The sequence below is a fragment of the Nocardia sp. NPDC052316 genome, assembly GCF_044547795.1.
In the GTDB taxonomy this organism is placed as follows: Bacteria; Actinomycetota; Actinomycetes; order Mycobacteriales; family Mycobacteriaceae; genus Nocardia.
In genome coordinates, this window is the sequence record NZ_JBIUBB010000003.1 from 363322 (window position 1) to 387810 (window position 24489).

Genomic DNA, 24489 nt, shown 5'->3' on the forward strand with positions numbered 1-24489 from the left:
CATGATCGATAATTCAGAAAACTGGGCGGCCGAGTCGTGCACGTTGCCGACCGCCGAGCAGCCCTTGCGCACCGCGGAGTTCGATCGGTTCTTCGCGGAATCGGTGCGGGCGGCGCGGCGCGTTCGCCCCACCCGGCTGGATCTGGTGATTGATTCCGACGCCGAGGAGCTCGGTAGAGATCTTGCCGCCCGCGAATCGGAATGCTGTTCGTTTTTCGAGTTCACGTTCACCAGAGTGGGCGATGATGTGGTCATGCGGATCGGCGTTCCCGACAGCCAGGTCGAGGTCCTCGACGCGCTCGCGGAACGAGCAAGGACGCGAATACATGAATGACAAGGCTTTACGAACGGGGCAGGTCGCCGCGGCCGCCGGAGTGAATGTGCAGACCCTGCGTTATTACGAGCGCCGAGGATTGCTGCACGACCCCGATCGGTCGCTGGGCGGCCATCGAATGTATCCACCCGAGACGGTGACGACGCTGCGCATCATCAAGGTCGCCCAGCGGCTCGGTTTTCGGCTCGACGAGGTCGCCGAACTGCTCGAGGGCACCCGTACCGGCGCCGACCTACCGACCCGTGCCGCCGCGAAACTGGCCGAAGTGGACGCGAAACTGGCCGAGCTGACCGAGATCAAGACAACATTGCACGCGGCGCTCGCCGCGGGCTGCCACGACTTGCCGACCTGCGCGGAGACCCCGCATTGCCCGATGCCGTTCGGCCACAACAGCAATCGCCGTTGACCGCGAGGGCCGTCCGGCTCTTGTTTGGTGGCCCGGTCTCTGCGAAGGTGGTGCGTATCTCGGATAGTTTTTGTTTCTCGATTCGATGACGAAGGCGGGGACGGCATGATGTCGGTGCTGTGGATTGTCCTGCCTTACAGTGCGGTGCTGTCCTTCGTCGTCGGCCATTTCTGGCGATATCGACGCGACCGATTCGGCTGGTACAACACCGGGCCGGAACTCGACCGTGCGCAGCGGATCGGCGGGACCGCATTTCGGGTCGGGTTGGCGGGCATCATCGCCGCCCAGCTCACCGATCTGCTCGTCTCCGGCCCGAACTCGCACCCCGACAACACCTTCTATGTCGTCGTTGTCGCCGTCGAGGTCTGCGCCGTCTTGTGCGCGACGGTGGGCGCGGTGCTGCTGTTCGTGCCGGACATGATCGGCAGTCCGGGCCGGCCCGTGATCAGCCCGTTGGACCGGATCACCTTTCCGATGCTGGTGGCCAGCCTGCTGACGCGGGTGGCGATCAAGTTCGACCCCAACTCCTCCGAGAACGGCTATCGCACCGCCGAAACGCTGTTCACCTGGTTCCGGTCGCTGTTCACGCTGCACCCGAACCCCGAAGTCATGGTGCACGCGCCGTTCATCTACCAGGCCCGCGGCCTGGTCCTGATGCTGTTCGTCGCGATCTGGCCCTACACCCGGCTGGCGAGCATTCTCGCGGAGCCGGTCTACCGGCTGATCCGGCGCATCAGATCCGAACCGCCGGCCGGTCGACCGCGCGAGCTGTCTACGCCGTAGCGGTGACTGCGCCCGGTCGGGGTGTGCCGCAAAGAAGTACAAGACCGACCAGTGTGCGCGATACTCGGACGCAGTGACAGCTCGCCGGGCTCTCCCGCACTTCCAGCTGTTCCCGGACGACGGAAGGCGGGCCCATGGCGCACGAGCAACTCGACGCGGGCGCATCGATCGAGCGCCGCACCATCGAGGTGATCCCCGACGCCGAACGGCACGGCACTCCGGTCAACCAGTTCACCCTCTGGTTCGGGGCGAACATGCAGATCACCGCGATCGTCGACGGCGCGCTAGCGGTGGTGTTCGGCGCCGACGCGCTGTGGGCGATCGTCGGCCTGCTCATCGGCAACATCCTCGGCGGCGTCGTGATGGCCCTGCACTCGGCGCAGGGGCCACGGCTCGGGTTGCCGCAAATGATCTCCAGCCGAGCGCAATTCGGAGTGTTCGGGGCGGTGCTGCCGCTGCTGCTCGTCATCGTGATGTACCTCGGGTTCGCCGCGACCGGCACGGTGCTGGCCGGTCAGGCGGTGAACAAGATCCTGCACATCGACAACGCGACGGTGGGCATCCTCGTCTTCGGCGCGCTCACCGCGGTGGTGGCGGTGACCGGCTACCGGCTGATCCACGTGGTCGGGCGGATCGCCACGGTGGTAGGCGTCGCCGGGTTCAGCTACCTCGCCGTCCGGCTGTTCACCGAGTACGACGTGAGCGGCTACGTCGGCGTAAAGCCGTTCGAGACGGCGACGTTCGTGCTCGCCATCTCGCTCGGCGCGGGCTGGCAATTGACCTTCGGGCCCTACGTGGCCGACTACTCGCGCTACCTGCCGCGCTCGACCAGCGACCGGACCACCTTCCTGGCGACCTTCGCGGGCACCGTGCTCGGCTCCCAGTGGTCGATGACCTTCGGCGCGCTGGTCGCGGCGGTGGCGGGAAAAGCATTCCTCGGCAACCAGGTCGGCTTCATCGGTGACCTGGCCGGGCCCGCCGCCCTCGCGCTGCTGATCTACCTGGTGATCGTGGTCGGCAAGCTGACGGTGAACTGTCTCAACGCCTATGGCGGGTTCATGTCGATCCTGACCTCGGTGACCGCGTTCAACGGGCAGTCACGCACCACGCCGTTCGCGCGGGCCGCCTACATCGTCGGCTTCACCGCCGTGTCGATGCTCGTCGCGATCGGGGCCAGCGCCGACTTCCTCGGCAACTTCAAAAATTTCGTGCTCACCCTGCTGATGGTGTTCACCCCGTGGAGCGCGATCAACCTGATCGACTACTACCTGATCTCCCGCGAACGCATCGACATCCCCGCCCTCTACGACCCCGACGGCCGGTACGGCCGCTGGAACAGCACCGCACTGGTCTGCTACACCCTCGGCGTGCTGGCCCAGATCCCGTTCCTGGCCCAGCAGCTCTACACCGGCCCGGTCACCGAAATGCTCGGCGGCGCGGACATTTCCTGGATCGTCGGCATCGTGTTCACCGCCGCCATCTACTACCCGCTCGCCCGCCGCACCAGCAACCCGCCGGACCGGATGATCTATCCGGCCGGCACCGTGCACACCGCCGCTAAGGTGTGAATTCTTGCGGCAGTAGGTGTTTCAGCTCAGCCGGAGGTCGGACATGCTCAGCAGTGTCGTCACCTGCTCGGCCGGCATCGGATAGTGGAAGTGCCAGCCTTGCGCGGTGTCGCAGCCGAGGTCGCGGAGCTGGTCGGCCTGGTGGCGGGTTTCGACGCACTCGGCGGTGACGGTGAAGCCGAGCGCGTGCGTGAGATCGATGATCGTCTCCAGCAACAGTAGGTCGGTGGGGCTCGCGGTGTCCGGCGTGCGGATGCGCTGGATGAACGGGCCTGCGAGTTTGACCACGTGCAGCGGGAGTTGGCCGAGGTAGGCCAGATTGGAGTAACCGGTACCGAAGTCGTCGATGGCGATGCGGACACCGGCGTCGGCCAGGGTGTGCAGCGCGCGCAGCGGCCGTCCGGTGGTTTGCATGAACGCCCGCTCGGTCAGCTCCAACTGCAGCAGGCTCGCGTCGATCCCGGTCTCGGCGATCACCTGCTGGACGTGGTCCAGCCAGGCCGGGTCGGCCACCTCGGCGGCGGACACGTTCACGCTGACCGTCGGTGTCTGCGGATAGCGGTCGTGCCACTCGCGGCTGGCCCGGCAGGCCGTCTCCAGCACCACGGAGCCGAGCGCGCCGATGTGCCCGTTGTCCTCGGCGAGGTCGACGAACCGGGCCGGGCTCAGAATGCCGAGATCCGGGTGTCGCCAGCGCACCAGGGCCTCCACCGCCACGGTCTGCCCGTTGGCCAGCGAGACGATCGGCTGATAGTCGAGGTAGAACTCGCCGTCCCGTAACGCCGACGGCATGGCCGCCGACAGCTCGGCGCTGGTGTGTTCGCGGCGGCCCCGGTCGGCGTCGAAGATCGCGTACCGCCCGCGGCCCGCGGCCTTGGCCCAGTACATGCTGGTGTCGGCCGCCTTCAGGAAGTCGGTGGCCGACATCCGGTCGGCGCGTTCCTCCATCACGCCGATGCTCGCGGTGACGGTCAGCTGATGCTCGTGCACATAGAACGGTTGCGCCAACGCGTGCAACACCGTTCTCGCCACTCCCGCCGCTTCCTCGACACCGGTGGAATGCGGGATGAGCACGACGAATTCGTCGCCTCCCATGCGCGCGACGAGCTGATCGGACCGGTTGACGCAGGCGTTGAGCCGGGCGGCGACCTGCGCGAGCAGCTCGTCACCGACGGTGTGGCCGAAGGTGTCGTTGACGGTCTTGAAGTGGTCGAGATCGATGTAGCAGAGCCCGACCCTGGCGCTGTCGGCGTAGGCCGCGGTGAGCGCGTCGAAGAAGCGGGACCGGTTCGGCAGCCCGGTCAGTTGATCGTGGTGGGCCCGGTAGTGCAGCCGTTCGCGCAGTGCGCGGCGCTCGGACACGTCCTCCACCAGCACCAGCGTGTACTGCGGCTTGCCGTGCTCGTCGCGGATGAGCGAGACGTTGATGTGGGTCCACACCGTGCCGCCGTCGCGGTGCCGGTAGGCCTTCTCCAACTGCACGTTGTCGTACTTGCCCGAGAGCACCCCGGCGTACTTCTGCCACATGTCGGGACCGTCGTCCGGGTGGGTCAGATCGGTGACCGACAGCCGGCACATCTCCTCGGGCCGGTAGCCGAGCATGCCCGCGAAGGCATTGTTGACCTCGATGATCCGTCCGGTCATGTCCGAAAGCCCGGTGCCGATCCCGGCCTGGGAGAACACCGCGCGCAGCCGTGCCTCGCTGGCCCGCAGCTGCTGCTCGACCAGCCTGCGGGCGGTGATGTCGGCGGCCCGGACACTTTCCTGCTCGGCAAGCAACCACGCGCGGAAGGCGCGCAGATAGCCGGTGGCGAAGGCGCCCAGCAACTCGGCAGCGCGGGCGGGGGAGACCGTGCCCGTCTCGATGAGGTAGGTGTTGAGTACGGCGAGACTGCGGCCGAGCACTTCGTCGCCGACGAAATGCGAGCGGGCGAGCTCACCGCCGAGTCCGGCGACCCGATCGGTGGGCCCCTGGTTCGCCGCGATGTCGACGAATTCCTTGGCCAAGGTGGTGAGCAGGGTGCGGGTTTCGGCCGAGCTCATGGGCACGACATGATTGCGCGGCCCGCCACCGAGTGCGGCCGCCCATTTCCCGGCCAGTTCGGCGTGCGGTCCGCCAGGATCAGAACCGCTCCCGGCATCCCACGCCATAACGTCTGATCGTAGTCCGATTTGCGGAGCTCCGCCCAACTGCGGCCACTCACGAACCCGGCTACGATGGCGATGCTTTCGTCGCTGGCAAGCGATGTTTCGAGAAGGGTTGGCGAGTGATGACCAGACCGAGTTGGGCGCCCGAGGGTATCGATCTGGATCGTCCCAGCGCCTCTCGCGTATACGACTACTTCGTCGGCGGCATGCACAACTTCGAGATCGACCGAATGCTGGCCCGCCAGATCGAGGAATTCACGCCCAATGTCGCCGAGACCATGCGCGCCAACCGGGATTTGCTGCGTCGGTGCGTGCGATTCCTGGTCGACGAAGGCATCGACCAGTTCCTCGATATCGGCTCCGGTATCCCGACCGTCGGTAATGTGCACGAGGTGGCGCAGGCCGTAAATCCGTCGGCCCGTGTGGTTTACGTCGACATCGACCCGGTCGCGGTCGCGCACAGCCGGGCCATCCTCGACGGAAATCCCGCCGCCGCTGTCGTGCAAGCCGACATCGGCGACCCCGACGCCATTCTGGCCGACCCGGAGGTGGCGCGGCTGCTCGACTTCGACCAGCCGGTGGCCGTATTGGCGCTCGGTGTGCTGCATTTCGTGCCCGACGCGGCCGATCCCGCGGGCTGTATCGCGCGGCTGCGGGACGCGATCGCCCCCGGCAGCTATCTCGCGATTACCCACGCCACGGCCGACGGGCAACCGGAGGAGGTGCTGGAAGCGCAGAAGCTGTCCGGGCGCACCTCCACCGAGATCGTGCTGCGCACCAAGCCCGAGATCGCCGAGTTCTTCCAGGGCTGGACCATGCTCGAGCCGGGGCTGGTGCAGCTGCCGCTGTGGCGGCCCGACAATCCGGCCGACGTCGGCGACCACCCCGAACGTTCGGGCGCGTACGGCGGGATCGCCCGCAAGGACTGATTCGATCAGGCGATCGCGGTGCGCAGGGCGAACCAGCCGGTCGCCGGGTCGGCGAAACCGTGGTAGGTCAAGCGAATTCGCTGGTCCACCTGGAAGTGCCGGTACACCGCGAGCATGGCGCGGCGGACGGCTGCCTCTTGGAAGTCCTCGGTGCGCCGGAATCCGATGGGGCGCTCGGGGAGCAGGGCGAGCCGGGTCATTTCCGCGGGGTCGTCGAGATCGAGGCCGACCGGTGCGGTATCGGTGATGTGCCGGTCGTGCAGGATGGTGCGGATCTCGTGCGGGTCGGGCAGGCCGGACCGGAACGCCCGGAACTCGGTGCGGACCAGGGGGCCGGGTTCGGCGTGGGTCGAGTCGGTCTGTACCAGGTCGACCAGGTCGGCATCTGCGGTCGGCGCGGCGGTGTCGGCGGCCAGCGGCGCCTGCTCGAGCAGGTGCAGAATGCTGCCGCCGGGGATCAGCGGTTCGGGCGCGAGGAACAGGGTGACGGTAGGGCAGGTGCACCCCTGCCCCAATAGGCAGATCTTCAGGTGCGATGGATCGGGCATGCCGCCTCCTCCGGGAAACGGGCCGCTGCGGGCCCTGGGCGGGTCGAGTCTGGGCGGGTCGGGTCTGGGAGATATGCCGATCGCGGAATTGCCGTGGCGCTCCTGCGGTCGACCGTGCCGCTGTTTTTCAGTGTAGGAGCAGGCTGCGACCTGCGGAGAGGAACGGCCAGCGCACCGGGAAGGCAGGCGCACCGGGAAGGCCAGCGCGACGGGGAGGCTAGCGCACCGGGAAATCGAAGAACGTCTTCGGGAACGGCTCGTCCTTCAGGGTGAAGTGCCACCATTCCTCGGCGAGATTGGTGAACCCGTGTTCTTCCATCAGCTCGGCCAGCAGCGCGCGGACGGCCCGCTGGGTGCCGCCGACGGCCGGATTGGCGGTGTGTGCGGCGGGGTCGAAGCAGTCGTAGCCGGTGCCGAAGTCGAGGATGTTGTCGCGGAAGCGCTGCTCGGTGGGCAGGAAGCATTCGCGCAGCGGATCACCGTCCCGGTACGGTTCCGGGTCGGCGGCGGGCAGGGCGACGATGGCGAGGTCCACGGTGCTGCCCCTGCTGTGCCCGGACTTCTCGGCGATGTAGCCGTCGCGGAACAGGTTCGCCTTGTCCACGGCGGGATAGAACTCTTTCTTCATCTTCACATCGCCGAGATCCTTGGCCCACGCGACGAAGTGGTCGACCGCGCGCTGCGGCCGATAGCAGTCGTAGGTCTTGAGCGAGAGGTTCATCGGCTGCAATTCCCGCTGTACCTCCGCCAGCGCCGCGGCCGCCTGCTTGGTCAGCAAACAGCGCGGCGCTTCGTAACCGGTCACCCGGGTGCCGAGGAAGTTGTGCTCCCCGAAATAGCGCGCGTCGACCAGGATGGTCGGCTCGACGTCGGTGACGGAGACGAAGGCGGTCTCGTCGGCCATCGGCGTGGTGGCGACCGGAGCGTTGGTCTCCGCGGGTGCGCCGGGTCCGGCATCCCCGCAGCCCGCGAGGGCCAAGGCCAGCACACCGGCCAGCGTGAGCGACCCGAGGCGCCGCAACGACGGAACAGGGCTCATGTTTCTCCTCGCGATCAGCCTGGGGTGCAACCACATTCGCCGACGGTGACGAGCATCGCACAACCCAGGTGGTCAAGGCGGGTTTCTCGACTTACGCCTTCCGGACGATCTTGCGAGCAGAGGGCCGAGTGTCACGGGTTCGGCGTATTTGTGGGTCGGGGTCCGAAGCACGAGTGTTTCGGCGGATACTGGAGCGGTGACGCTGGGCGACGAAGTTCCACCGGACGCGGTGAGCGCGATGGAAGAGACCATCGGCATCGACGCGTGCGCCGAGCCGGGATGGTTTCGATTCTGGTTTGCCGACCAGCGGTGGGAATGGTCCGACGAGCTCGCGCAGATGTACGGCTACGAGCCGGGGACCGTGAAGCCGACAACCGAGCTGCTGTTGTCCCACAAGCACCCCGACGATCGGGAACACGTGGCGAGCTGTATCGCCGCCGCGGCGGAAACCGGGCAGCCGTTCTGCGGCAGGCACCGGATCATCGACACCGAAGACGAGGTCCGTGAGGTCGTCGTGGTCGGTGACCTGATGGTCGACGAGGACGGCACCGCGGTCGGCACGTCCGGCTACTACGTCGACGTGACCGAGCGGCTCGAGGAGCAGCGCCAGGAGGTGCTCGAAGAGATCCTGCCGGAGGTGGTCGAGGCGCGCGCCGTGATCGAGCAGGCCAAGGGCGCGTTGATTCTCGCCTACGGGGTGAACGCGGATCAGGCGTTCCGGGTGCTGCGCTGGCGCTCCCAGGAGACCAATACCAAGCTGCGTGACCTGGCCGCGCAGTTCGTCAACGAACTCAGGATGCTCAGCAAAGACAGCGCGGGGTTCCGCACCCGCTTCGATCACCTGCTGCTGACCGTGCACGAACGCGTCGACGCTTCCTGACTCAGCGGCTGGTGGGCATCCCGCCGGTCGCCAAGGCCAGCAGCAGCGGCAAAGCCACGAGCGTCAGGCAGGTGATGGCGTTGGTCCACTTGTAGGCCACCACGATCGCGATGAACTCGCGCAGGATCGCGCTCGGCAGGTAGTAGAAGGCGGTGCGCGCGCCGGTCACCTCGGCGTCCAGCTTCAGCCTGCGGGCCAGGATCGCCGTGCGCAGGACATGAAAGTTGCTGGTGACCAACACCATTCGGGTGGTCGGTCCGCGCTCGCCGAGCAGTCGCTTGATGAAGAGCAGGTTTTCCCGCGTAGTGGTCGACCGAGCCTCGGTAGCCACACTGTCGTCGGGTATGCCGCGGGCCCGCAAATAGTCCGCCATCGCGGCGGCTTCCGATACCGCCTCGTCGGAGCCCTTTCCACCACTGGCGATGATTACCGGGCGGCGGCCCTCGGCGAGTTCGGCCCAGTAGATCTGGATCGCCCGGTCCAGTCGGCTGGCGAGTAGCGGCGAGACGCGCGCGCCGACCAGACCCGAGCCGTGTACGACGATCGCGTCCATTCCCGGTTTGTACGGCAGCCAGCCGTAGAGCAGCGAATACAGCACGAAGCCGGTGAACACGAACCCGAAGTAGCTCACCGCCAGTACCAGTGACGCCAGCAGGACCGAGCGCAGGCTGCCCGTCGCGATGGCGACGCCGAGCAGCACATAGGGCACCAGCAGGACGATCCCCGGCCCGATCGAGAGCAGGTTCGCGATCCGCAACCCCTCGCGGCGCACCATCTGCATGCCGTTGGCGAGTAGCAGCCCTGCCAGCACCAGCACCACCAGCGGCGACAGCACCACGAGCAGTCCGACCAGCGCGAGCGTCAGGTCGATGTCGTTACCCGAGCCGAGTGCCCAGGCGCCGAGCACCGCCACACCTAGCAGCAGGTAGATTCCGTTGCTCAGCCGCCGCCGGTCCAAATGGAACCGCAGTGCGAAGACACCCAACAGAACCAAGCCGACAGTGAGCAGGATCACCCGCGCACGGTAGCTGGCATGCCGCCAGCGATCGCATCGGGGGCTGAGTTCGCTCGGTGTCCGCAGACGGATTGTCCGATACGTCCCAACGGATTTCGCGCCGAGCCGGTGTCGGCGCTGGTCAGAGCTCAGCGGGCGGTTTGCCCGAAGATTTGGTTCCCCCCGGATGGGCGATGTGCAGCAGATAGTCGACTTTGGCTCGGAGTTCCGGTGGCGCGAGGTCGAGGGAAGGGAGTTCGGCGATCAATTGCGCGGCCAGCGCTCGCAGTTTGACGTTCGTCTCCTGTGAACGGCGGCGCAGCATGCTGAACGCCTGTTGCGCGTCTACCCCGTAGACCAGCATCAACGCGCCCTTCGCCTGTTCGATCACCGCTCGCGCCGCCAGCAATTCGGGGGAGGCGCGCCCGAGGGCTGGCCGGCCACGTTCCTCGAAAGCATCGCTCATACGAGGGGACTACCCAGCCGACCAATTGTTATGGGGCGGTTGGCCAACCTTCACAAAAGAGATGAGGACTGGTCGGTTCGCTACCTGAGGCGCTCCCACAGCCAGGTGGGTCCGACGGTGCCCGCGCCGAGCGCCGCGACGCGCTCGCGCAGTTCGCGATCCGCGGTCACGACGGTGATCGGCCGCGTGCTGTCTCGCTCGACGGCCGCCGCGACCACATCGACGATCGCGTCGTCGCCCGAGCCGTCCGCCTGCACCACCCGCACACCGTCCACGCTCGCATCCGCGGCCTTCGCCTTACCCTCGAGCACGACGACCATTTGTTGCTCGCGTTGCAGCGCCGAAGCGGAGAGTTGCTCGAGTAGTCTTCGCGCCGCTCCCGCACGATCGCGCCACCAGCCATCCGGGCGCGAGCCGATGACGTTCGCCGCATCCACCACAATCAGCTGAATTCCGTCCGCCACTTGCCCAGTCTCCTCCCGGTCGGGAGTCGGGTGTGCATTCGCCTGGGCCGGGTGCGGGCGCCGATGCAGCCCATTCGACGCGACGAATTCGGCCGCCGGGCGGTGAACGCCTTGCTCGGCGTCGCCGACGATTCGGCGCCGCGTTCTGGGAACTGCCTCCGCTGGAACCGCTCAAACGGCTCTACCGGGCCGAGCGGCCGCACCTTCTGGGTGGGCGTACGGATCGGTGATCTCACGCAGCGCGGCCAGCGCTGCGCGTAGTTCACGCATGCGTCGGGCGCCGAGGTGGGCGGCCCATTCTCCTTCGATCCGGTCGGCGATCGAGTTCGCGAACGCCGCCACCTTCTTGCCGCGCTCGGACAGCCGGACCAGGCGCGCGCGACCATCGGTCGGGTCGGCGACGCGCTCCACATATCCGGCGCGTTCGAGCTGGTCGACCAGGAATCCCGCGGTCTGCTTGGTGACCTGCGCCTGCTCGGCCAGCTCGGTGAGGCGAATGCCGTCGGGACTGATGCGCTGTGCGACCCGGCCCTGCGCCACGGTGATGTCGGTGAACCCGGCCGCTTGCAGCTCGGCGAAGATCCGGTCCTCCATCGACCGGTGCGCGATGAACATCAGCAGGCCCGAGTTCAGCTCGGCGTCGGCCATTCCACTCCTTGACAGTAGTACGATCCGCTGACTAATTTAGTCAGTGATGCTGACTAATACTACCGGAGGTGTCCGATGTCGGCGAATACATCACCGCTGCTCGACCGCGAGGCCAGCTGGCGGGTCATCGAAGAGCAGCGCCTCGCCATCGCCGACGTGCTCGCCGAGCTGACACCCGAGGAATGGGAAATGCCGTCGCTGTGCGACCGCTGGCGGATCCGCGACGTCGCCGCGCACGTCGCGCTGACGCCTCACCCGCCGTCACTCGGCGCCCTGTTCGTCGCCGGCCTGCGCGCGAACGGGAACTACAACCGGCTCATCGACGACCTCACCGTGCGCGCCGCCGAACGCCAGCCCGCCGAGCTGGTCGCGTTGCTGCGCACGCACGCGTCGTCCCGAAAACTGCCGGGCCCCACCAACTATCGCAACATCCTCTTCGACACCATGGTGCACGGTCAGGACATCGCCATCCCGCTGGGCCGCACCATCGAGGTCCCGGTCGACGCGGCCGCGACCGGCGCCACCACCGCGGCGGAAATCGGCTGGCCGGTATGGCAGAAGCGCCGCCTCGACGGATTCGCGTTGCGCGCCACCGACATCGACTGGTCCCACGGCGCGGGCAGCGAGGTTCGCGGTCCGATGGCGGCGCTGCTGTTGGTGGTCACCGGCCGTCCCGCCGGATTGGCACGGTTGACCGGGGACGGCGTTCCCGCACTGGCCGACCGGCTGCGCGGTGCACCGGTGGCCGGCTAGACGCCCGTGGTGGACGCGGACACCGCCCGACCCGGTTCGGCGTCGTCGAGAGTTTCGTGCAGGTTCTTGATGACGCCGCGGGCCAGCGCGTGGTTGCCGACACCGCCGACCACGGCGCCGATGCCCGCGGGGATCACCTTGCCGAACGCGAGCGCGCCGCGCTTGACGATGAATTGGACGAGGAATCGTTTGATGGGGGAGTCGTCCATCCGTCGGATGATCGGAAGCTTGTTGGCCAGCTTGGTATCCCACTGTTTGGCCGAGCGGCCCGCCGCGCCGAGGCCCTCGGTGCCCGCTTGGCCGAGCACGACCGCCGAGACGAGCGGCGGCCTCGGAGCCGCGCCCTTGCTTCCCGAAACTTCGGTCGCGCCAACGGCATACACCGTGGAGGCCTCCAGGAAGAACACGGTGTCCGCACCGGCGGCGGCCAACCCGACCAGGGTGCCGACGCCAGGCACCGCCGCGCTGAGGCCGACGACCACTCCACTGGCGGTCACCGCGATCAAGTAGTGCCGTCCGAGCCGGTCGACGAGCTGATCGGGGGATTCGCCCGGATGCCTGCCTCGGACGAAGCCGGTGTACTTGCGCACCAGCGGTGCCTGCACCCGTGCCGACCTGTCGATCAACGAGACGACACCTTGATCAAGGAACTTCCGCAGCATTGCTCACAGCCCTTCCAGCTACCCTCGCGACATCTGTCGACCACCCAGTGGACCCGCCCGAGCCTACGGTCGTCACGCTTCGATACAGGTAATCCCCGTCACTTCAGTTCTAAACATCACGGCGGCTCAGATCACCCCGTGGCGTACCGCGTGGGCGACCAGCTGGGCCCGGCTGCGCAGGTTCAACCGCCTGGTGACGCCGTAGATCACCGTCTTCACGGTGCGTTCCGAGTAATTGATCCGCCTGGCGATCTCCGCGGCGGTGGCACCGTCGGCGAGGAGTCGGATCACCTCGATCTCGCGCGCGGTCAGGCTCGCGGCGGTCAGCGCGTTGGGGGTGAGCACCTCCCGATGCAGTCGCTCCAGTTGGCGCAGCAGTTCCCCGAGTAGATCCGGTGCGATGAGCCCGGCACCGGCCGCGGCTGCCGCGACGGCCGCGATCACCCGGTCCGGGGTGGCGGCCGCGCGGGGGAGTATCGCGACTACCCGGCACTCGGCGACCATCAGCAGGTAGGCCGGGTCCACCTCGGCGACCACCAGAACCACCGGGCAGTCCACCAGCGTCGCCGAATCGCGCAGCAGCGCAAGTGTTTCCGCGGTGACCCGGTCGGCGGCGACCACCCGCACCGCCGCGCGTGCCGTCTCGTCACCCGAAACGACCTGAACTTCCGCTCGACCGCGCAGCGACGCCAGCACGCCCGTTCGGGTGATCGGATCCGCCGCGTGCACGGCGACGCGGACGCGCCCGGACGCCGCCGTTGCGGTACGGAGATCCCGGCCTGCGCGGTGCCGCGCGGTTATGTCGACGTGCTCGCTGTGTCCCATCGGAAAACCGTGCGGCAAACCGATACTCAGCCGACAGGCCATCCGGTGCTCATTACCTGCCACCTCGGAAATTGAGCAGGTTCTGGTCTGGCACCTGAGCTGGCTCGACGCCGAAGGTTGGCAGCGGCCCGTCCACCAGGGCAGGTGTTGTCGACCAGAGAGGATCGCTGATGACCGTCGTCTTCGTGCATGGTGTCCCGGAAACCGCCGACGTCTGGGATGGCGTGCGAGCACACCTCGGCGCCGAGAGCGTCGCCCTGGCGTTGCCGGGGTTCGGCCGGGGCAGGCCGGAATCGTTCGTCGCCACCAAGGACGGGTACGCGGCGTGGCTGGAGACCGAGCTGCGGCGCATTCCCGGCCCGATCGATCTGGTCGGCCACGACGTCGGTGCTCTGCTCGTCTATCGGATCGCCACCAATTCCGATGTCGCGCTGCGCAGTTGGGTGGCCGATGGGGCGAGCGCCCTGCATCCGGACTATGTATGGCACGAGCTCGCCAAGACCTGGCAGACCGTCGGTGCCGGTGAGGAATTCGTCCGGCGGGCCGTCGTCGCCGAGCTCGATGCCCCGGAAGGCGTTGCGGTGGCGCTTCGTTCGCTCGGCGTGCCCGACGCACAGGTGCGACGGATGCATCAACAGTTCGACGGGACAATGGGCCGAGCGGTCCTGGACTTCTATCGCTCCGCAGTGAACCCGTACCTCGATTGGGGGCATGAGTTGAAGCGAACGTGCGCACCGGGACTCGTCATCAACCCGGTGCACGACCGGTTCGACGACTATCTGCTGGCCGCCGAAGTCGCCCGTCAGCTCGGTGCGACGTTCTACATCATGCCGGACGCCGGACACTGGTGGATGCTCGAGCAGCCGGCGGCGGCCGCGACGGCGCTACACGACTTCTGGGAGTCCGTGTTTCCTGGGCAGCGGAATCCCTAGGGGGACTTGCCCGTCCGTGCCCATTCCTCGATAGCGGGCCTGGTCTGCGCGGACAGATAGCCGATCCGGCCGCCGGTGCGGTCGGGGCGGGTGAAAATGGCGGTCGGGGCCGCCTCGGGCGCGGACCGCCAGATCACTTCGGGCGGCGCGCCCCGGCTCGCCAACCGGGTGAGGCGGCGCTGCGTATCCTGTTCCCAGCAGCCGTAATACAGAACTCTGCTGGTTGCGGGGTTGGCGAAGATGCTGTCGCCGGTGGCCTGGATCAGCTCGTAGTAGGGCGGTTCGGTGCGCGACATCGCGGTGGTCAATTCGAACGACCGCGTCGCGCGTCCGTCGACCTCCATCAGTGGAATACGTTGGGTGACAGGGTCGGTGAACGCCATACCGAGCCCATCGGCGAAACGTGCGATGGCGACATCGAGGTCGGGCACGACGATGCCGACGCGGAAGAAGACGAGCGGCGTCGGCAGGCCGGCGTCAGACAAGGTCACCGTTCAATTCGTGTCGCCACAGCAGCTCGCTCATCCGCTCCACCGCCGTGGTGAGGTGGCGGCGGTAGGTGCTGAAGGGCAGCCCGAGCAGCTCGGCCGCCACCTCCTGGGTGGGCGCCCCGCGGAAGTGCGCGATCGTGACCGCGCGGTGCAGCTTCTCGCCGCCGCGCTGCCCGAGCAGTCCCTGCGCCGCGTCGGCGAGGACTTCACTCAAGGTCTTGCCGCTCTCGACGACGAGCCTGCTGCGGTTGAGTGGGTTGTCGGCCAGCGCCGCCGGTTGCCGCAGCGTGCGCAGGGCATCGCGAATCGCCGCGTCGAACTCCGGTCGCGACAGCACGACCAGCTGGCGGGCGGGTGCCGCGCCGACCGTCATCGCCGACCCCGACAGCATGGACTCGGACTTCTGCTGTAGCCACGGGCCAGGGGGCTGAGCGCGCCAATCGTGGGCGAACAAGGCGTACCGATGGTCGCCGATCGTGGGCGGCGCCGCGGTGGGCAGCATGTTGATCGAGCCGAGGTGATCGTTCCAGAATCCGTCGTCGCGCATCACGACAAACGACCAGGCAAGCCGTTCACCGCGGATCATTTCCCCGGTCGCGCGCCACTGGGCGAAAGTGGTCGACGCGGCAGGCCGCTGATACGCCACGCCGTCAATGGTGAAGCGGGCCAACGCCATATATTCACCAGGCCGGAGCGGTCCGTTGGCCCGCGCGTGGTTCCAGGCCTCGGCGACGACCGGATCTATCTCCAGCCCTTCAGGTTCGGCGAGTTCGAGCCAGGCCGAAAAACCGGCGAGCTCACCGGTGTGCGTGGAGTAATAGACGCGAAAGGCATGAGGCTGGTGATCGAGCCAGAAGGAGGCAATCGGTACCGATTCCGGTCCTTCGTGTTGCTCGACCAGCGCCAGCACCCGTTCCCGCTCGCTCGGCCGGTAAGGATGGTCTTGGACCAGTCCGGTCTCGCGCCAGATATTGAACTCCGACATCTGCCGATCGGTGCGGTAGATGAAGATGAGCGCGCCGGTGGCCTGGACCAACTGGGCAGGCGGCGCCGAACGATGCTGTGCCAGAAGCAGTTCCCGCATCCGATGATGCATCTCGGCGAAACCCTCGGGGTCGCGCCATTTGAGGTCCGCCTCCAGCGCCTCCCGCACCACGTCGTGCGGGAACAGCCCCGTGTCTGTCGACTCGATGAACGGCTGCACCCGCAGCCAAGCGAAGAGCTCGGCTGCCGCGTCACCGAATACCGCGCGCAGCAACGACTCCGAGGTGACATAGGCGTGCGCGCACATTTCCAAAGCCTTGCGATGCTCGGTGCCGGGTGTGTCGCCGACCAGTTGGTTCAGCAGTGTGGCGATGGTGTCCTGGCTCGGCTTCCAATCCGCCGCCACCGTACGGTCTTTCACGGCCACCGCCGCGGCCAGCGCGAGCGCGAGCGGATTGCCGCCGGTGAAGCCGAGCAAGGCCTGCTGTGCGTTCGCGGGCACCTGGCGCGCGTGCAGGAACTCGGCGGCTTCGTTGGGGGTCAGGTTTCGCAAAGCGGTGACTTGCAGGAGTTCGGCCCACCCCGGATCGGCGGCCCACAACGGGTCCGGCGCGGCTCGCCCGGCGATCACCACGATCGCACCCAGCGGCAACTGCGGAAGAAATCGCTCCCACAGCCAGCCTTCGAGGCCCTGGCACATTTCGAAGGTATCGACGAGTAACACCGTGCCTGCCCGCTCGACCGCGATCCCCGCGGCCGCCGTGAAGCCTTCCGGGGTGCGAGTGACGGTGCGGCCGTCGACTTCGACCACCGCGCGGCCTGCCCGGCGGGCCTCGTTCGCGAACCTTCTGAGCAGGGCGGACTTGCCGATGCCGCCGGGCCCGTGCAGGTAGTGGACCGGCCGGGCGTTCGGGGTCGCGGCCAGCGCCGCCCTGAACAGCTCGAGTTCGGTATCGCGCCCTACGAACGCGCGATCACGCCCCGCGGCCAAGCTCTGGGCCAGTAGCGCTCGGCCCTGGGTCGCACTCATAACTCTCCTTCCGGCGCGGCGGCCGTCGTGATTGACAACGCTATCGACAGTGTCCGTGTTATCCATCGCGGACGATGCATTTGGGCCACCTCCGGACCGGTAGGTCCTCCGGACGGTCCCACCCGCAGGTGGGACCGTCCGAGCTCACTGCCCGGACAGGAAGTCGAGCAGCAGCTCGTTCACCCGATCCGGCGCCTCGAGTTGCATCCAGTGGCCGACGCCGTCGAGGCGTTCGTAACGCCACGACCCACCGAGATATTTCTCGGTTCCGGTCATCGCCGCCTCGGTCAGGTACCGATCGTCGCTGCTCCACACCCCGAGCATCGGTGCGCGCACCTGCGGCACGGCGGGCGGCTCCACCAGCAACTGCGGTCCGGCACCGGTGCGGTACACACCGAGGCTCGTGCTGAGTGCTCGTGGGTCACGCAGCCGCTCGATGACCTCGTCGAGATCGGGATGGGTGGCCAGCCACTGCCGGGTATTCGCGAAATCGTCCTGCGCCAACCACCGTTCGGCGATCCCGGAGAACTGGAAGAGCAGGAAATACCAGGACTTCTCGCGCTGGGCCAACCCCGCGTCCACCACGGCCGCGGGGTGCCCGACCGACAGGCAGGTGAGGCTGGCCACCCGGTCCGGGTAGCTCGCGGCCAACAGGAAAGCCAGCGAGGCACCCCAATCATGGCCGACGACATGCGCCCGTTCGACGCCCAGCTCATCCAGCACGCCGACGAGATCGGCGAGGTACTCCGGCAGCTCGTACTGCGCCAGCTCCACCGGTTTGTCCGAGACGCCGAACCCGCGCAGATCGGGCGCGATGGTGCGGTACCCGGCGGCGTTCAGTGCGGAAACCTGGTGGCGCCAACTGGCGTGTGTGTCCGGAAAGCCGTGCACCAGAAGGACATCCGGTCCGGCTCCGCTCACCTGCACCTGGAGTTCGATGCCATTGGTCTCGATACGCATTACTCGGCTCCGATCGCGGCCAGCAGCGCGGTGCGCGACGGCCCGGTAGTGGGGTAAGGCGCTGCGCCCGCCCCGAGTTCGACGATCCGATCGACGAGGCCCGGTGTGGCCAGCGCTTGTTCCGGCGCGCTCACCATCGAGCCGACCTCACCGAACGCCCGCAATACCCCGGGATCGAGCAGTTTGGCTGCCTCGATCGCCTGTCGAAGATTCCAGTCCTGATCATCGGTTTCGTAAGGCACGCCGTTGATTTCACCGTCGATCTGGGCGAGCCGGTGCCGGTCCCATGCGGCCGTCGCCTGGTACACCGGTGCGAGGGTGGCCTCGGTGCCCTCATCGAACCGCAGCGCGAGCTTCTCCAGATCGTCGAACCCGACCTCCCGCACCACATCACGCAGCAGTGCGGCATGCGTCATCCCCATCGTGATACCCATGCCGAACGTCGGATTGGTTGTCGCCCAAGCATCTCCGATGCTCAGCAGGCCGGTCGCCACCGGACGTCCGTCGACCACGAACCTGCGATGCCGTGACTCCATACCCGCCATGGCGAGCACGCCGGTGATCGGCTCGCCATAAGTGGCCCAGTGCGCCATATCCGGGTACAGGGCGACGGCGCGTTGCCAAGCCGCCGGATCGCTGAGCGCCCGCAGCGCGCGGTCGCGCCCGGAGACGAACAGTGCCAGCGACCACGTTCCGGCGTCGCCCGGCACGGAGATGATCCCCAGACTGTTGTGGTGCTCGAGCGGCCACGGGGCCTGCGCGGGCATCGACCCGTCGGGGGAGCGGAAGTACCTGCTGTAGGCCAGGAAGCCGACCTCGTCCTTCTGCTGGATCGGTGCGGGCACTCCGAGATCGGTGAGCATGTTGCCGACCGGAGAGTTGCGGCCCAGCGCGTCGACGATCAGGTCGGCGGTGATCACCTCGCCGTCGCCCGTACGGACACCGGTGACGCGCGCACCGTGACCGGCCGACCCCGCCTCGGTCAGCAAACCCGCCACGGACGTGCCACGGCGGACAGTGATTCCGGCGGTCTCCGCCGCGGCTTTGCCGAGCCCGGCCTCGATAACCGGCCGACGGGCCGACAGCGTCCCGAACCGCTCGTCACCGGGGCGACGACCCCCGATGGCAGGCAGCTCGAAAGCACCACCGAGCATGTTGTGCGACACAGCGCCCAGCGCCTTCAACTCGACCACCGCCTGCGGCAACTCACGCACCAACAGGTGGTAAGCGCCGGGCAGCATGATGTGCGGATGCCGGAACTGATTGACGCCCGGCCGCCGCCACCGATCCCAAGCGCCTTCCGCGCCGCCGCCCGGATCCGCCACGTCCCGATCGAGCACCGTGACGCGCAACCCCTCCGCCGCCAGCAGCATGGCCGCCGTCAACCCGGTCGGACCGCCCCCGAGTACCACGACGGTCCTGTTCTGATCTGTACTGCTTGTTCGCATGATGGATCCCTGTGCTGAAAGTGTTTCGGACTCCCGGCTCGGCACTCGACCGGCCGATGTCCACGTTCAGCCCCCACGGCGCTCACTTGCCAGACCAGAACCTGCTCACTTGTCCGCACCGTCGTCGCACCGCCCGCGGCAACCACGACTGACAACCGCCGCTAGGCAGCACCGTTCGGCCAAGCGCCTGGAAACCGTTGGCGCTGACCGAATTACCGCAGGACGACCGTCAACTCGGTCGGTCCGACCCACGTCCGGCAACTAATCAAGCTCGGGAGCGGCTCTCATGAACACTTCGTCCTTTTCGCTGAACAGGACGGGCAGTCCCCGGCGCACCTCCTGCGCCTCGCGAGTTGCGGGATCCGCGGCCACAGCAGCCTGCACCCGCTCGTAGGCCGCGCGATCGTCATACTCCCAAACCGCGATGACGCGCCCGTCCTCGGATTCCCATCGGCCGACCAGCCTTGCACCATGACGCAATTGCACGGGCAGCAGATGAGTACGGAAGAAGTGGTGAAAGATCCCCAGGTTCTCCCGCACCGCCTGATAGGTCCGCATCCGATAGATCACCACTTCATGATCCGGTAGATCAGCCCCCGACGCCGGAACGTGCGCTCTGCACCCAAAATCTCGGCTGCGGACTTCGGCTCGGTGGAGTAGGGCACTCGTTCGGCGGCAACCCAGGTGGGAATGCAGCCGCGCCGGGCGCGAAACATCCCATCTGTTTGGCCGTTGCACTGGGTGGGTAGTCCCCCTGTGGCGCACTGTTTGTGCAGACCACAGGGGGTGTGGCGCCCCCGGCAGGAATCGAACCTGCGACCTAGGGATTAGAAGGCCCTTGCTCTATCCAACTGAGCTACGGAGGCAGTGGGTTCCACCATGGCCGACATTGGTCGTGCTGTCCAGCGCGCCAATTATAGCGACCGACCAGATGGCTAGGGGTCGACCGTGACGGCGAGTACGAGCATTGCGGCCATGATCACCTCGAGCACCAGGTAGAACCAGACGGGAAAGAAGGCGGACGGGCTTTCTACGAAACCCGACCAGATCCGGCCGACCGCCATGCCGCCGAGCGCGGCGGCGACCGCGACACAGACCCCGAATCTGAGGTTGCCGACATCTGCGGCGGCCAACCCGAGAACCACGGCGATGGCGATGCCGAAACCGCCGTAGACGGCGCGTACCTCGGCGCGGGCGTCCGCGCGGTCGGCGAGCAGCCCGAGTGGGTCGACGAGTTGGCTGGGCCGCAGTAGCCCGTAGACGCCCATGGCAGCGAAGAACAACGCCACCAAGGCAATCAACACGATCGACACGATCGACATTGCACCTCCGTGATTCGCCGACCACCCTATCGGCACAAACCCGACGCGGCCACGCGATAACAATCGAACTACGCTGTGTCGTATGTCGTCAGCGCAGGATCCGTCCGCTTCATCAGGTCTGGAGGTCACCCGGCCGGCGGCGACATACGCGGTGATCATCGCGCTGGCGGGGGCGATCGCGGCGGTGGTTGCCGCGCTGGTGGTCGCCGTGTCCGCAGCGCACGCGCTGAGTCTGCTCGGGATTCCGGATCCGGGGCCGCTGACCACGTACGGCCTGCCCGCGGTGCGCGCGCTCGCCGACCTGTCGGCGGCGCTGACCGTCGGGTCGCTGTTGTTCGCCGCGTTCCTGGTGCCGCCGCAGGCGAGCGGCCTGCTCGACGTCGGTGGCTATCGCGCGGTTCGGCGCGCCTCGAATTTCGCGCTCATCTGGGCTGGGTGCGCCGCGCTGCTCGTTCCGTTGACGGTGTCGGACACCACGGGGCAGCCGGTCGGTGACACGCTGCGACCGGACGGCCTGTGGCGCGCCATCAATCAGATCGAGCTGGCCGGCGCCTGGCGGACCACGGTGATCTTCGCGCTGATCGTGGCGGTCGGCGCCCGGCTCGCGTTGCGCTGGGGGTGGACGCCGGTGCTGTTCGCCGGGGCGATCCTGACGATGATGCCGCTGGCCTTGACCGGCCACTCGTCCTCGGGCGGGGCGCACGACGTCGCCACCAACAGCCTGATCCTGCACCTGGTTTCGGCCGCGATCTGGGTGGGCGGCCTGTTCGCGCTGCTGGCGCATGCACGTAGAGGTGGCGCGCACACCGATCTTGCCGCGCGGCGGTTCTCGCTGACCGCCACCCTCGCGTTCGTCACCATCGGGGTCAGCGGCGTGATCAACTCGTGGGTTCGGGTTCCGTGGGACGAACTGTTCACCACCACCTACGGCAGGCTTGTGCTCGCCAAAGCCGCCGCGCTGCTCATCCTCGGCCTGATCGGGTTCGCGCAGCGGCGCGCCGCACTGCCCGCGCTCGCCGCGAACCCGACCGACCGCGGCGCGCTGGTCCGGTTCGCCGGTGTCGAGGTGCTGATCTTCGCGGCGACCATGGGGCTTGCGGTCGGCCTCGGTCGTACCCCGCCGCCACCGCCGACGTCGCTACCTACGCCCGCCGAGGTGGAACTCGGCTACAACCTGGCCGGGCCGCCGACCGTCGGGCGATTGCTGTTCGACTGGCGCTTCGACCTCATCTTCGGGACGCTGGCGATCGTGCTCGCCGTGCTGTACCTGCTCGGCGTGCGCCGGCTCCGCGCCCGCGGCGACGCGTGGCCGGTCGGGCGGACCATCGCCTGGCTGTCCGGCTGCGTGGTGCTGCTGATCGCCACCTCGTCCGGAGTCGGCCGGTACGCACCCGCGATGTTCAGCGTGCACATGGGCGCGCACATGGCGCTGTCCATGTTGGCGCCGATCTTGTTCGCACTGGGCGGGGCGGTGACGCTCGCGTTGCGCGCCTTGCCGCCCGCCGGGCGCACCGGCGCTCCCGGACCTCGCGAGTGGATTCTCGCTGCGGTGCACAATCCGGTGTCGCGCTTCCTGACCCACCCGATCGTGGCGTCGGTCATCTTCGTGGGCGGTTTCTACGCGCTCTACCTCGGCGGGATCTTCGACACGTACGCGGATTCGCATGCGGCACACCTGCTGATGAACCTGCACTTCCTGCTCAGCGGCTACCTGTTCTACTGGGTTGTCATCGGTATCGATCCCAAACCGCGCCAAGTGGAGCCGCTGACCAGGCTCGGCATGGTGTTCGGTTCGCTGCCCTTCCACGCCTTCTTCGGTATCGCGCTGATGAGCATGACCACGGTGCTCGGTGGCTGGTTCTACCGCAGTCTCGGCCTCGACTGGAACGGCGACCTGCTCGGCGACCAGCGCACCGGCGGTAGCCTGGCCTGGGCAAGCGGTGAGGTGCCGCTCGTCGTGGTGATGCTCGCCCTGCTCATCCAGTGGTCGCGCAGCGATCGGCGGCTGGCGCAGCGCACCGATCGAGCCGCCGACCGCGACCATGACGCCGCCCTCTCCGCGCACAACGCGATGTTCGCGGAGCTGGCCAAACGCGATGGTGGGGTACACAAGTAAGGGTAGGACCATGCCGCAGGGCATGAAAGTCTCAGGTCATGGTGGAGTCGAGCGTGGTCAAGGTGTGGTTGTGAACGAACGGTCCGTAGTTTTCTCCGAACACAGACCGATCGATCGGATCTACCGATCCGATGTGCGGGCCGCCCGTAAGCGGCTGGCCGGACGCATCAGGAAGACGCCGGTCTTCCACACCACCGTGACCGGGCCGAACGGTCCGGTACCGGTCACCATGAAACTCGAATACCTCCAGCACGGCGGCACTTTCAAGGTTCGGGGCAGCCTCAACGCCCTGCTGGCATCCGCGGCGAGCGTCGACCAGGTGGTTATCGCGTCCGGCGGCAACGCGGGCATCGCCGCCGCGCTGGCGGCCGCGCAGCTCGGAAAGTCCTGCACCGTGGTCGTTCCGGAGTCGGCGCCGCACACCAAGGTCGCCGCGATGTGGTCGCACGGAGCCGAGGTGCTCTGGCACGGAACGACATACGCCGAGGCGCTCGATTACGCGAACGAACTCGCTGCGGAACGCAATGCGCTGCAACTGCACGCCTACGACCTGCCCGCGATCGTCGCGGGCGCGGGTGTGGTCGGCTTGGAGATCGAGGAACAGGTGCGCGGGCGGCCGTCGGTACTCGCCGCGGTGGGCGGCGGCGGGCTGGTGGCGGGCATCGCGGCCGCGATCGGCCGCAGGCAGCAGGTGGTCGGCGTCGAGCCGGAAGGCATTCCGACCCTGCATGCGGCGCTGTCCGCGAACCGGCCGGTCGAGGTCGGGGTGTCCAGCATCGCGGCGGAATCCCTGGGTGCCACCAGAATCGGCGATATCGCGATGGATATCGCGCGGCGCTATCAGGTGCGTTCGCTGCTGGTGACCGACGACGCGATCGCGACGGCCCGCGACTACCTGTGGCGCGAGTTCCGCGTCGTGGTGGAGTTCGCGGGGGCGGCGGCGTTGGCCGCGGTGCAGAGCGGCGTGTACGTGCCTGCCGACGATGAGCGTCCGGTGATCGTCCTCTGCGGTGCCAACACCGATCTCTCAGTGCTGTAGTCGTTTTCGCATCCCACTGCCCCGGACGAAGCACGGGGTATCCACATTCGAGAAAGTTGTCCACATTCTCGGATCGAGGTGCCCGGCCGTCCGCCGAATCGGTGAGGCTGGAGGCACTCCTCGAGCGGAGGAAGTCCCCGGGCAACCGCCACGGGTCGAATGCGAAGGGGCGTCATCATGTACGAGGCGAACGCGACCGTGATCGGCACCATCGTCAACAATCCGGTGAAGCGATACCTGTCGAATGGTGAGCAGGTGCTGAGCTTCCGGATGGCGAGCAACTCGCGCAGGCTGGACCACACGACGGGGGAATGGGTGGACAACGGGACGTTGTTCCTCACCGTGAACTGCTGGCGCAGGCTGGTGGCGGGGGTCGACGGCTCGTTGCGCCGCGGCGATCCGGTCATCGCCCACGGTCAGTTGCGTTCGCTGGAATATCGCAGCAAGGACGGCTCGGAACGACGTGACCTGGAGATGCGGGCCAGCGCCGTCGGGCCCGACCTCGGTCGTTGCGTCGCCCAGGTGACCCGGTGGTCGGAGATGCGGAATACTGGAGATGGCTTCGGCGCTGAACAACCAGTGCCGGCAGGCGATGGGCCGGGGGAGAATGTCGCTGCCGCGGTTGCGGCGCCACCCCGGACGACCCACCCCGAGCACGCCGACGCCTGACCCCGGCGCGGCGCGGCTCCGGCCGCGCGTTGCGAGGGGTATCCGCCGGTT

Annotated in this window: 26 protein-coding genes and 1 tRNA gene; 11 read left to right on the top strand and 16 right to left on the bottom strand. The window is 67.6% G+C overall.

The genetic code is table 11. The annotated features are described in order from the left end of the window. The first annotated feature begins 1 nt into the window (after position 1). The 4 genes from ACIHA7_RS14330 (at position 2) to ACIHA7_RS14345 (ending at position 3091) form a co-directional block, all read left to right on the top strand. On the top strand, positions 2 to 334 hold the full coding sequence (locus tag ACIHA7_RS14330; RefSeq protein ID WP_397289347.1) for a hypothetical protein: 333 nt from the start codon (positions 2 to 4) through the stop codon (positions 332 to 334). Then, complete coding sequence (locus ACIHA7_RS14335; protein ID WP_397289349.1) at positions 327 to 740, top strand: MerR family transcriptional regulator; 414 nt, start codon at positions 327 to 329, stop codon at positions 738 to 740. Before ACIHA7_RS14330 ends, ACIHA7_RS14335 begins: the two co-directional genes overlap by 8 nt. Positions 741 to 845: 105 nt before the next feature. Further along, positions 846 to 1523, top strand: coding sequence for a respiratory nitrate reductase subunit gamma (locus ACIHA7_RS14340; protein WP_397289351.1), 678 nt, complete (start codon positions 846 to 848; stop codon positions 1521 to 1523). A 134-nt stretch (positions 1524 to 1657) separates the two neighbouring features. After that, the gene (locus tag ACIHA7_RS14345) at positions 1658 to 3091 is read left to right on the top strand and encodes a purine-cytosine permease family protein (protein WP_397289353.1); all 1434 of its coding nucleotides are present in this window, start codon (positions 1658 to 1660) and stop codon (positions 3089 to 3091) included. A gap of 21 nt (positions 3092 to 3112) precedes the next feature. On the opposite strand, the gene ACIHA7_RS14350 is transcribed toward ACIHA7_RS14345, so the two are convergent. Further along, entirely contained in the window at positions 3113 to 5242 is a 2130-nt protein-coding gene (locus ACIHA7_RS14350; RefSeq protein ID WP_397289355.1) for a putative bifunctional diguanylate cyclase/phosphodiesterase, read from the bottom strand. Positions 5243 to 5361: 119 nt separating this feature from the next. Here ACIHA7_RS14350 and ACIHA7_RS14355 point away from each other — a divergent pair, with 119 nt between their 5' ends. Beyond that, positions 5362 to 6168, top strand: coding sequence for an SAM-dependent methyltransferase (locus ACIHA7_RS14355; protein WP_397289357.1), 807 nt, complete (start codon positions 5362 to 5364; stop codon positions 6166 to 6168). A 5-nt stretch (positions 6169 to 6173) separates the two neighbouring features. On the opposite strand, the gene ACIHA7_RS14360 is transcribed toward ACIHA7_RS14355, so the two are convergent. Together ACIHA7_RS14360 and ACIHA7_RS14365 are read right to left on the bottom strand one after the other, a co-directional pair. Continuing rightward, positions 6174 to 6716, bottom strand: a complete 543-nt coding sequence (locus tag ACIHA7_RS14360) for a hypothetical protein (protein WP_397289359.1) — start codon at positions 6714 to 6716, stop codon at positions 6174 to 6176. Between the two features lie 217 nt (positions 6717 to 6933). Beyond that, positions 6934 to 7755 (bottom strand): M15 family metallopeptidase, encoded by an 822-nt coding sequence (locus ACIHA7_RS14365; protein WP_397289361.1) that lies wholly within the window; start codon positions 7753 to 7755, stop codon positions 6934 to 6936. A 196-nt stretch (positions 7756 to 7951) separates the two neighbouring features. Between ACIHA7_RS14365 and ACIHA7_RS14370 the strand changes: the two genes are divergently transcribed. After that, positions 7952 to 8635, top strand: a complete 684-nt coding sequence (locus tag ACIHA7_RS14370; protein ID WP_397289363.1) for a PAS and ANTAR domain-containing protein — start codon at positions 7952 to 7954, stop codon at positions 8633 to 8635. A gap of 1 nt (position 8636) precedes the next feature. Here the strand turns inward: ACIHA7_RS14370 and ACIHA7_RS14375 are convergent, their stop codons facing one another. From ACIHA7_RS14375 to ACIHA7_RS14390, 4 genes are all read right to left on the bottom strand, one after another. After that, positions 8637 to 9650, bottom strand: coding sequence for a YdcF family protein (locus ACIHA7_RS14375; RefSeq protein ID WP_397289365.1), 1014 nt, complete (start codon positions 9648 to 9650; stop codon positions 8637 to 8639). Positions 9651 to 9771: 121 nt separating this feature from the next. Continuing rightward, the gene (locus ACIHA7_RS14380) at positions 9772 to 10095 is read right to left on the bottom strand and encodes an ANTAR domain-containing protein (protein WP_397289367.1); all 324 of its coding nucleotides are present in this window, start codon (positions 10093 to 10095) and stop codon (positions 9772 to 9774) included. An 80-nt stretch (positions 10096 to 10175) separates the two neighbouring features. Beyond that, positions 10176 to 10559, bottom strand: a complete 384-nt coding sequence (locus ACIHA7_RS14385) for an NYN domain-containing protein (RefSeq protein WP_397289369.1) — start codon at positions 10557 to 10559, stop codon at positions 10176 to 10178. Between the two features lie 171 nt (positions 10560 to 10730). Next, positions 10731 to 11207, bottom strand: coding sequence for a MarR family winged helix-turn-helix transcriptional regulator (locus ACIHA7_RS14390; RefSeq protein ID WP_397289371.1), 477 nt, complete (start codon positions 11205 to 11207; stop codon positions 10731 to 10733). A 75-nt stretch (positions 11208 to 11282) separates the two neighbouring features. On the opposite strand from ACIHA7_RS14390, the gene ACIHA7_RS14395 reads away from it, so the two are divergent. Then, complete coding sequence (locus ACIHA7_RS14395) at positions 11283 to 11960, top strand: maleylpyruvate isomerase family mycothiol-dependent enzyme (RefSeq protein WP_397289374.1); 678 nt, start codon at positions 11283 to 11285, stop codon at positions 11958 to 11960. Here the strand turns inward: ACIHA7_RS14395 and ACIHA7_RS14400 are convergent. Then, entirely contained in the window at positions 11957 to 12586 is a 630-nt protein-coding gene (locus ACIHA7_RS14400; RefSeq protein WP_397289376.1) for a hypothetical protein, read from the bottom strand. The two genes, ACIHA7_RS14395 and ACIHA7_RS14400, sit on opposite strands and share 4 nt — an antisense overlap. A 162-nt stretch (positions 12587 to 12748) precedes the next feature. Beyond that, a complete protein-coding gene (locus ACIHA7_RS14405; RefSeq protein WP_397289378.1) occupies positions 12749 to 13447 on the bottom strand; it encodes a response regulator transcription factor in 699 nt (232 codons plus the stop codon). A 170-nt stretch (positions 13448 to 13617) separates the two neighbouring features. Between ACIHA7_RS14405 and ACIHA7_RS14410 the strand changes: the two genes are divergently transcribed. Continuing rightward, positions 13618 to 14379, top strand: coding sequence for an alpha/beta fold hydrolase (locus ACIHA7_RS14410; protein ID WP_397289380.1), 762 nt, complete (start codon positions 13618 to 13620; stop codon positions 14377 to 14379). Here the strand turns inward: ACIHA7_RS14410 and ACIHA7_RS14415 are convergent. The 7 genes from ACIHA7_RS14415 to ACIHA7_RS14445 form a co-directional block, all read right to left on the bottom strand. Further along, positions 14376 to 14870 (bottom strand): VOC family protein, encoded by a 495-nt coding sequence (locus tag ACIHA7_RS14415; protein WP_397289382.1) that lies wholly within the window; start codon positions 14868 to 14870, stop codon positions 14376 to 14378. The genes ACIHA7_RS14410 and ACIHA7_RS14415 overlap by 4 nt on opposite strands. After that, positions 14857 to 16884, bottom strand: coding sequence for an ATP-binding protein (locus ACIHA7_RS14420; RefSeq protein WP_397289384.1), 2028 nt, complete (start codon positions 16882 to 16884; stop codon positions 14857 to 14859). The genes ACIHA7_RS14415 and ACIHA7_RS14420 overlap by 14 nt, the downstream gene beginning before the upstream one ends. Positions 16885 to 17028: 144 nt before the next feature. Beyond that, positions 17029 to 17844: an alpha/beta fold hydrolase gene (locus tag ACIHA7_RS14425; protein WP_397289386.1), complete on the bottom strand. Its 816-nt coding sequence runs from the start codon at positions 17842 to 17844 to the stop codon at positions 17029 to 17031. Next, on the bottom strand, positions 17844 to 19292 hold the full coding sequence (locus tag ACIHA7_RS14430; RefSeq protein ID WP_397289388.1) for an NAD(P)/FAD-dependent oxidoreductase: 1449 nt from the start codon (positions 19290 to 19292) through the stop codon (positions 17844 to 17846). Before ACIHA7_RS14430 ends, ACIHA7_RS14425 begins: the two co-directional genes overlap by 1 nt. Positions 19293 to 19553: 261 nt before the next feature. After that, positions 19554 to 19865 (bottom strand): NIPSNAP family protein, encoded by a 312-nt coding sequence (locus ACIHA7_RS14435; protein ID WP_397289391.1) that lies wholly within the window; start codon positions 19863 to 19865, stop codon positions 19554 to 19556. A 216-nt stretch (positions 19866 to 20081) separates the two neighbouring features. Further along, a tRNA-Arg gene (locus ACIHA7_RS14440) sits at positions 20082 to 20158 on the bottom strand. Between the two features lie 69 nt (positions 20159 to 20227). Beyond that, positions 20228 to 20614: a DUF4345 family protein gene (locus tag ACIHA7_RS14445; RefSeq protein WP_397289394.1), complete on the bottom strand. Its 387-nt coding sequence runs from the start codon at positions 20612 to 20614 to the stop codon at positions 20228 to 20230. Between the two features lie 82 nt (positions 20615 to 20696). On the opposite strand from ACIHA7_RS14445, the gene ACIHA7_RS14450 reads away from it, so the two are divergent. The 3 genes from ACIHA7_RS14450 (at position 20697) to ACIHA7_RS14460 (ending at position 24438) form a co-directional block, all read left to right on the top strand. Further along, a complete protein-coding gene (locus ACIHA7_RS14450) occupies positions 20697 to 22730 on the top strand; it encodes a cytochrome c oxidase assembly protein (protein ID WP_397289396.1) in 2034 nt (677 codons plus the stop codon). Between the two features lie 70 nt (positions 22731 to 22800). Next, a complete protein-coding gene (locus ACIHA7_RS14455; RefSeq protein WP_397289398.1) occupies positions 22801 to 23769 on the top strand; it encodes a threonine/serine dehydratase in 969 nt (322 codons plus the stop codon). 177 nt (positions 23770 to 23946) lie between these two features. Beyond that, complete coding sequence (locus tag ACIHA7_RS14460) at positions 23947 to 24438, top strand: single-stranded DNA-binding protein (RefSeq protein WP_397289400.1); 492 nt, start codon at positions 23947 to 23949, stop codon at positions 24436 to 24438. Positions 24439 to 24489 lie beyond the last annotated feature (51 nt).

Coding starts and splice junctions, on each gene's coding strand:
- ACIHA7_RS14330 (WP_397289347.1), top strand. CDS start 2: ATGATCGATAATTCAGAAAACTGGGCGGCCGAGTCGTGCACGTTGCCG.
- ACIHA7_RS14335 (WP_397289349.1), top strand. CDS start 327: ATGAATGACAAGGCTTTACGAACGGGGCAGGTCGCCGCGGCCGCCGGA.
- ACIHA7_RS14340 (WP_397289351.1), top strand. CDS start 846: ATGATGTCGGTGCTGTGGATTGTCCTGCCTTACAGTGCGGTGCTGTCC.
- ACIHA7_RS14345 (WP_397289353.1), top strand. CDS start 1,658: ATGGCGCACGAGCAACTCGACGCGGGCGCATCGATCGAGCGCCGCACC.
- ACIHA7_RS14350 (WP_397289355.1), bottom strand. CDS start 5,242: ATGGCGTGGGATGCCGGGAGCGGTTCTGATCCTGGCGGACCGCACGCC.
- ACIHA7_RS14355 (WP_397289357.1), top strand. CDS start 5,362: ATGACCAGACCGAGTTGGGCGCCCGAGGGTATCGATCTGGATCGTCCC.
- ACIHA7_RS14360 (WP_397289359.1), bottom strand. CDS start 6,716: ATGCCCGATCCATCGCACCTGAAGATCTGCCTATTGGGGCAGGGGTGC.
- ACIHA7_RS14365 (WP_397289361.1), bottom strand. CDS start 7,755: ATGAGCCCTGTTCCGTCGTTGCGGCGCCTCGGGTCGCTCACGCTGGCC.
- ACIHA7_RS14380 (WP_397289367.1), bottom strand. CDS start 10,095: ATGAGCGATGCTTTCGAGGAACGTGGCCGGCCAGCCCTCGGGCGCGCC.
- ACIHA7_RS14390 (WP_397289371.1), bottom strand. CDS start 11,207: ATGGCCGACGCCGAGCTGAACTCGGGCCTGCTGATGTTCATCGCGCAC.
- ACIHA7_RS14395 (WP_397289374.1), top strand. CDS start 11,283: ATGTCGGCGAATACATCACCGCTGCTCGACCGCGAGGCCAGCTGGCGG.
- ACIHA7_RS14405 (WP_397289378.1), bottom strand. CDS start 13,447: ATGGGACACAGCGAGCACGTCGACATAACCGCGCGGCACCGCGCAGGC.
- ACIHA7_RS14410 (WP_397289380.1), top strand. CDS start 13,618: ATGACCGTCGTCTTCGTGCATGGTGTCCCGGAAACCGCCGACGTCTGG.
- ACIHA7_RS14420 (WP_397289384.1), bottom strand. CDS start 16,884: ATGAGTGCGACCCAGGGCCGAGCGCTACTGGCCCAGAGCTTGGCCGCG.
- ACIHA7_RS14425 (WP_397289386.1), bottom strand. CDS start 17,844: ATGCGTATCGAGACCAATGGCATCGAACTCCAGGTGCAGGTGAGCGGA.
- ACIHA7_RS14430 (WP_397289388.1), bottom strand. CDS start 19,292: ATGCGAACAAGCAGTACAGATCAGAACAGGACCGTCGTGGTACTCGGG.
- ACIHA7_RS14445 (WP_397289394.1), bottom strand. CDS start 20,614: ATGTCGATCGTGTCGATCGTGTTGATTGCCTTGGTGGCGTTGTTCTTC.
- ACIHA7_RS14450 (WP_397289396.1), top strand. CDS start 20,697: ATGTCGTCAGCGCAGGATCCGTCCGCTTCATCAGGTCTGGAGGTCACC.
- ACIHA7_RS14460 (WP_397289400.1), top strand. CDS start 23,947: ATGTACGAGGCGAACGCGACCGTGATCGGCACCATCGTCAACAATCCG.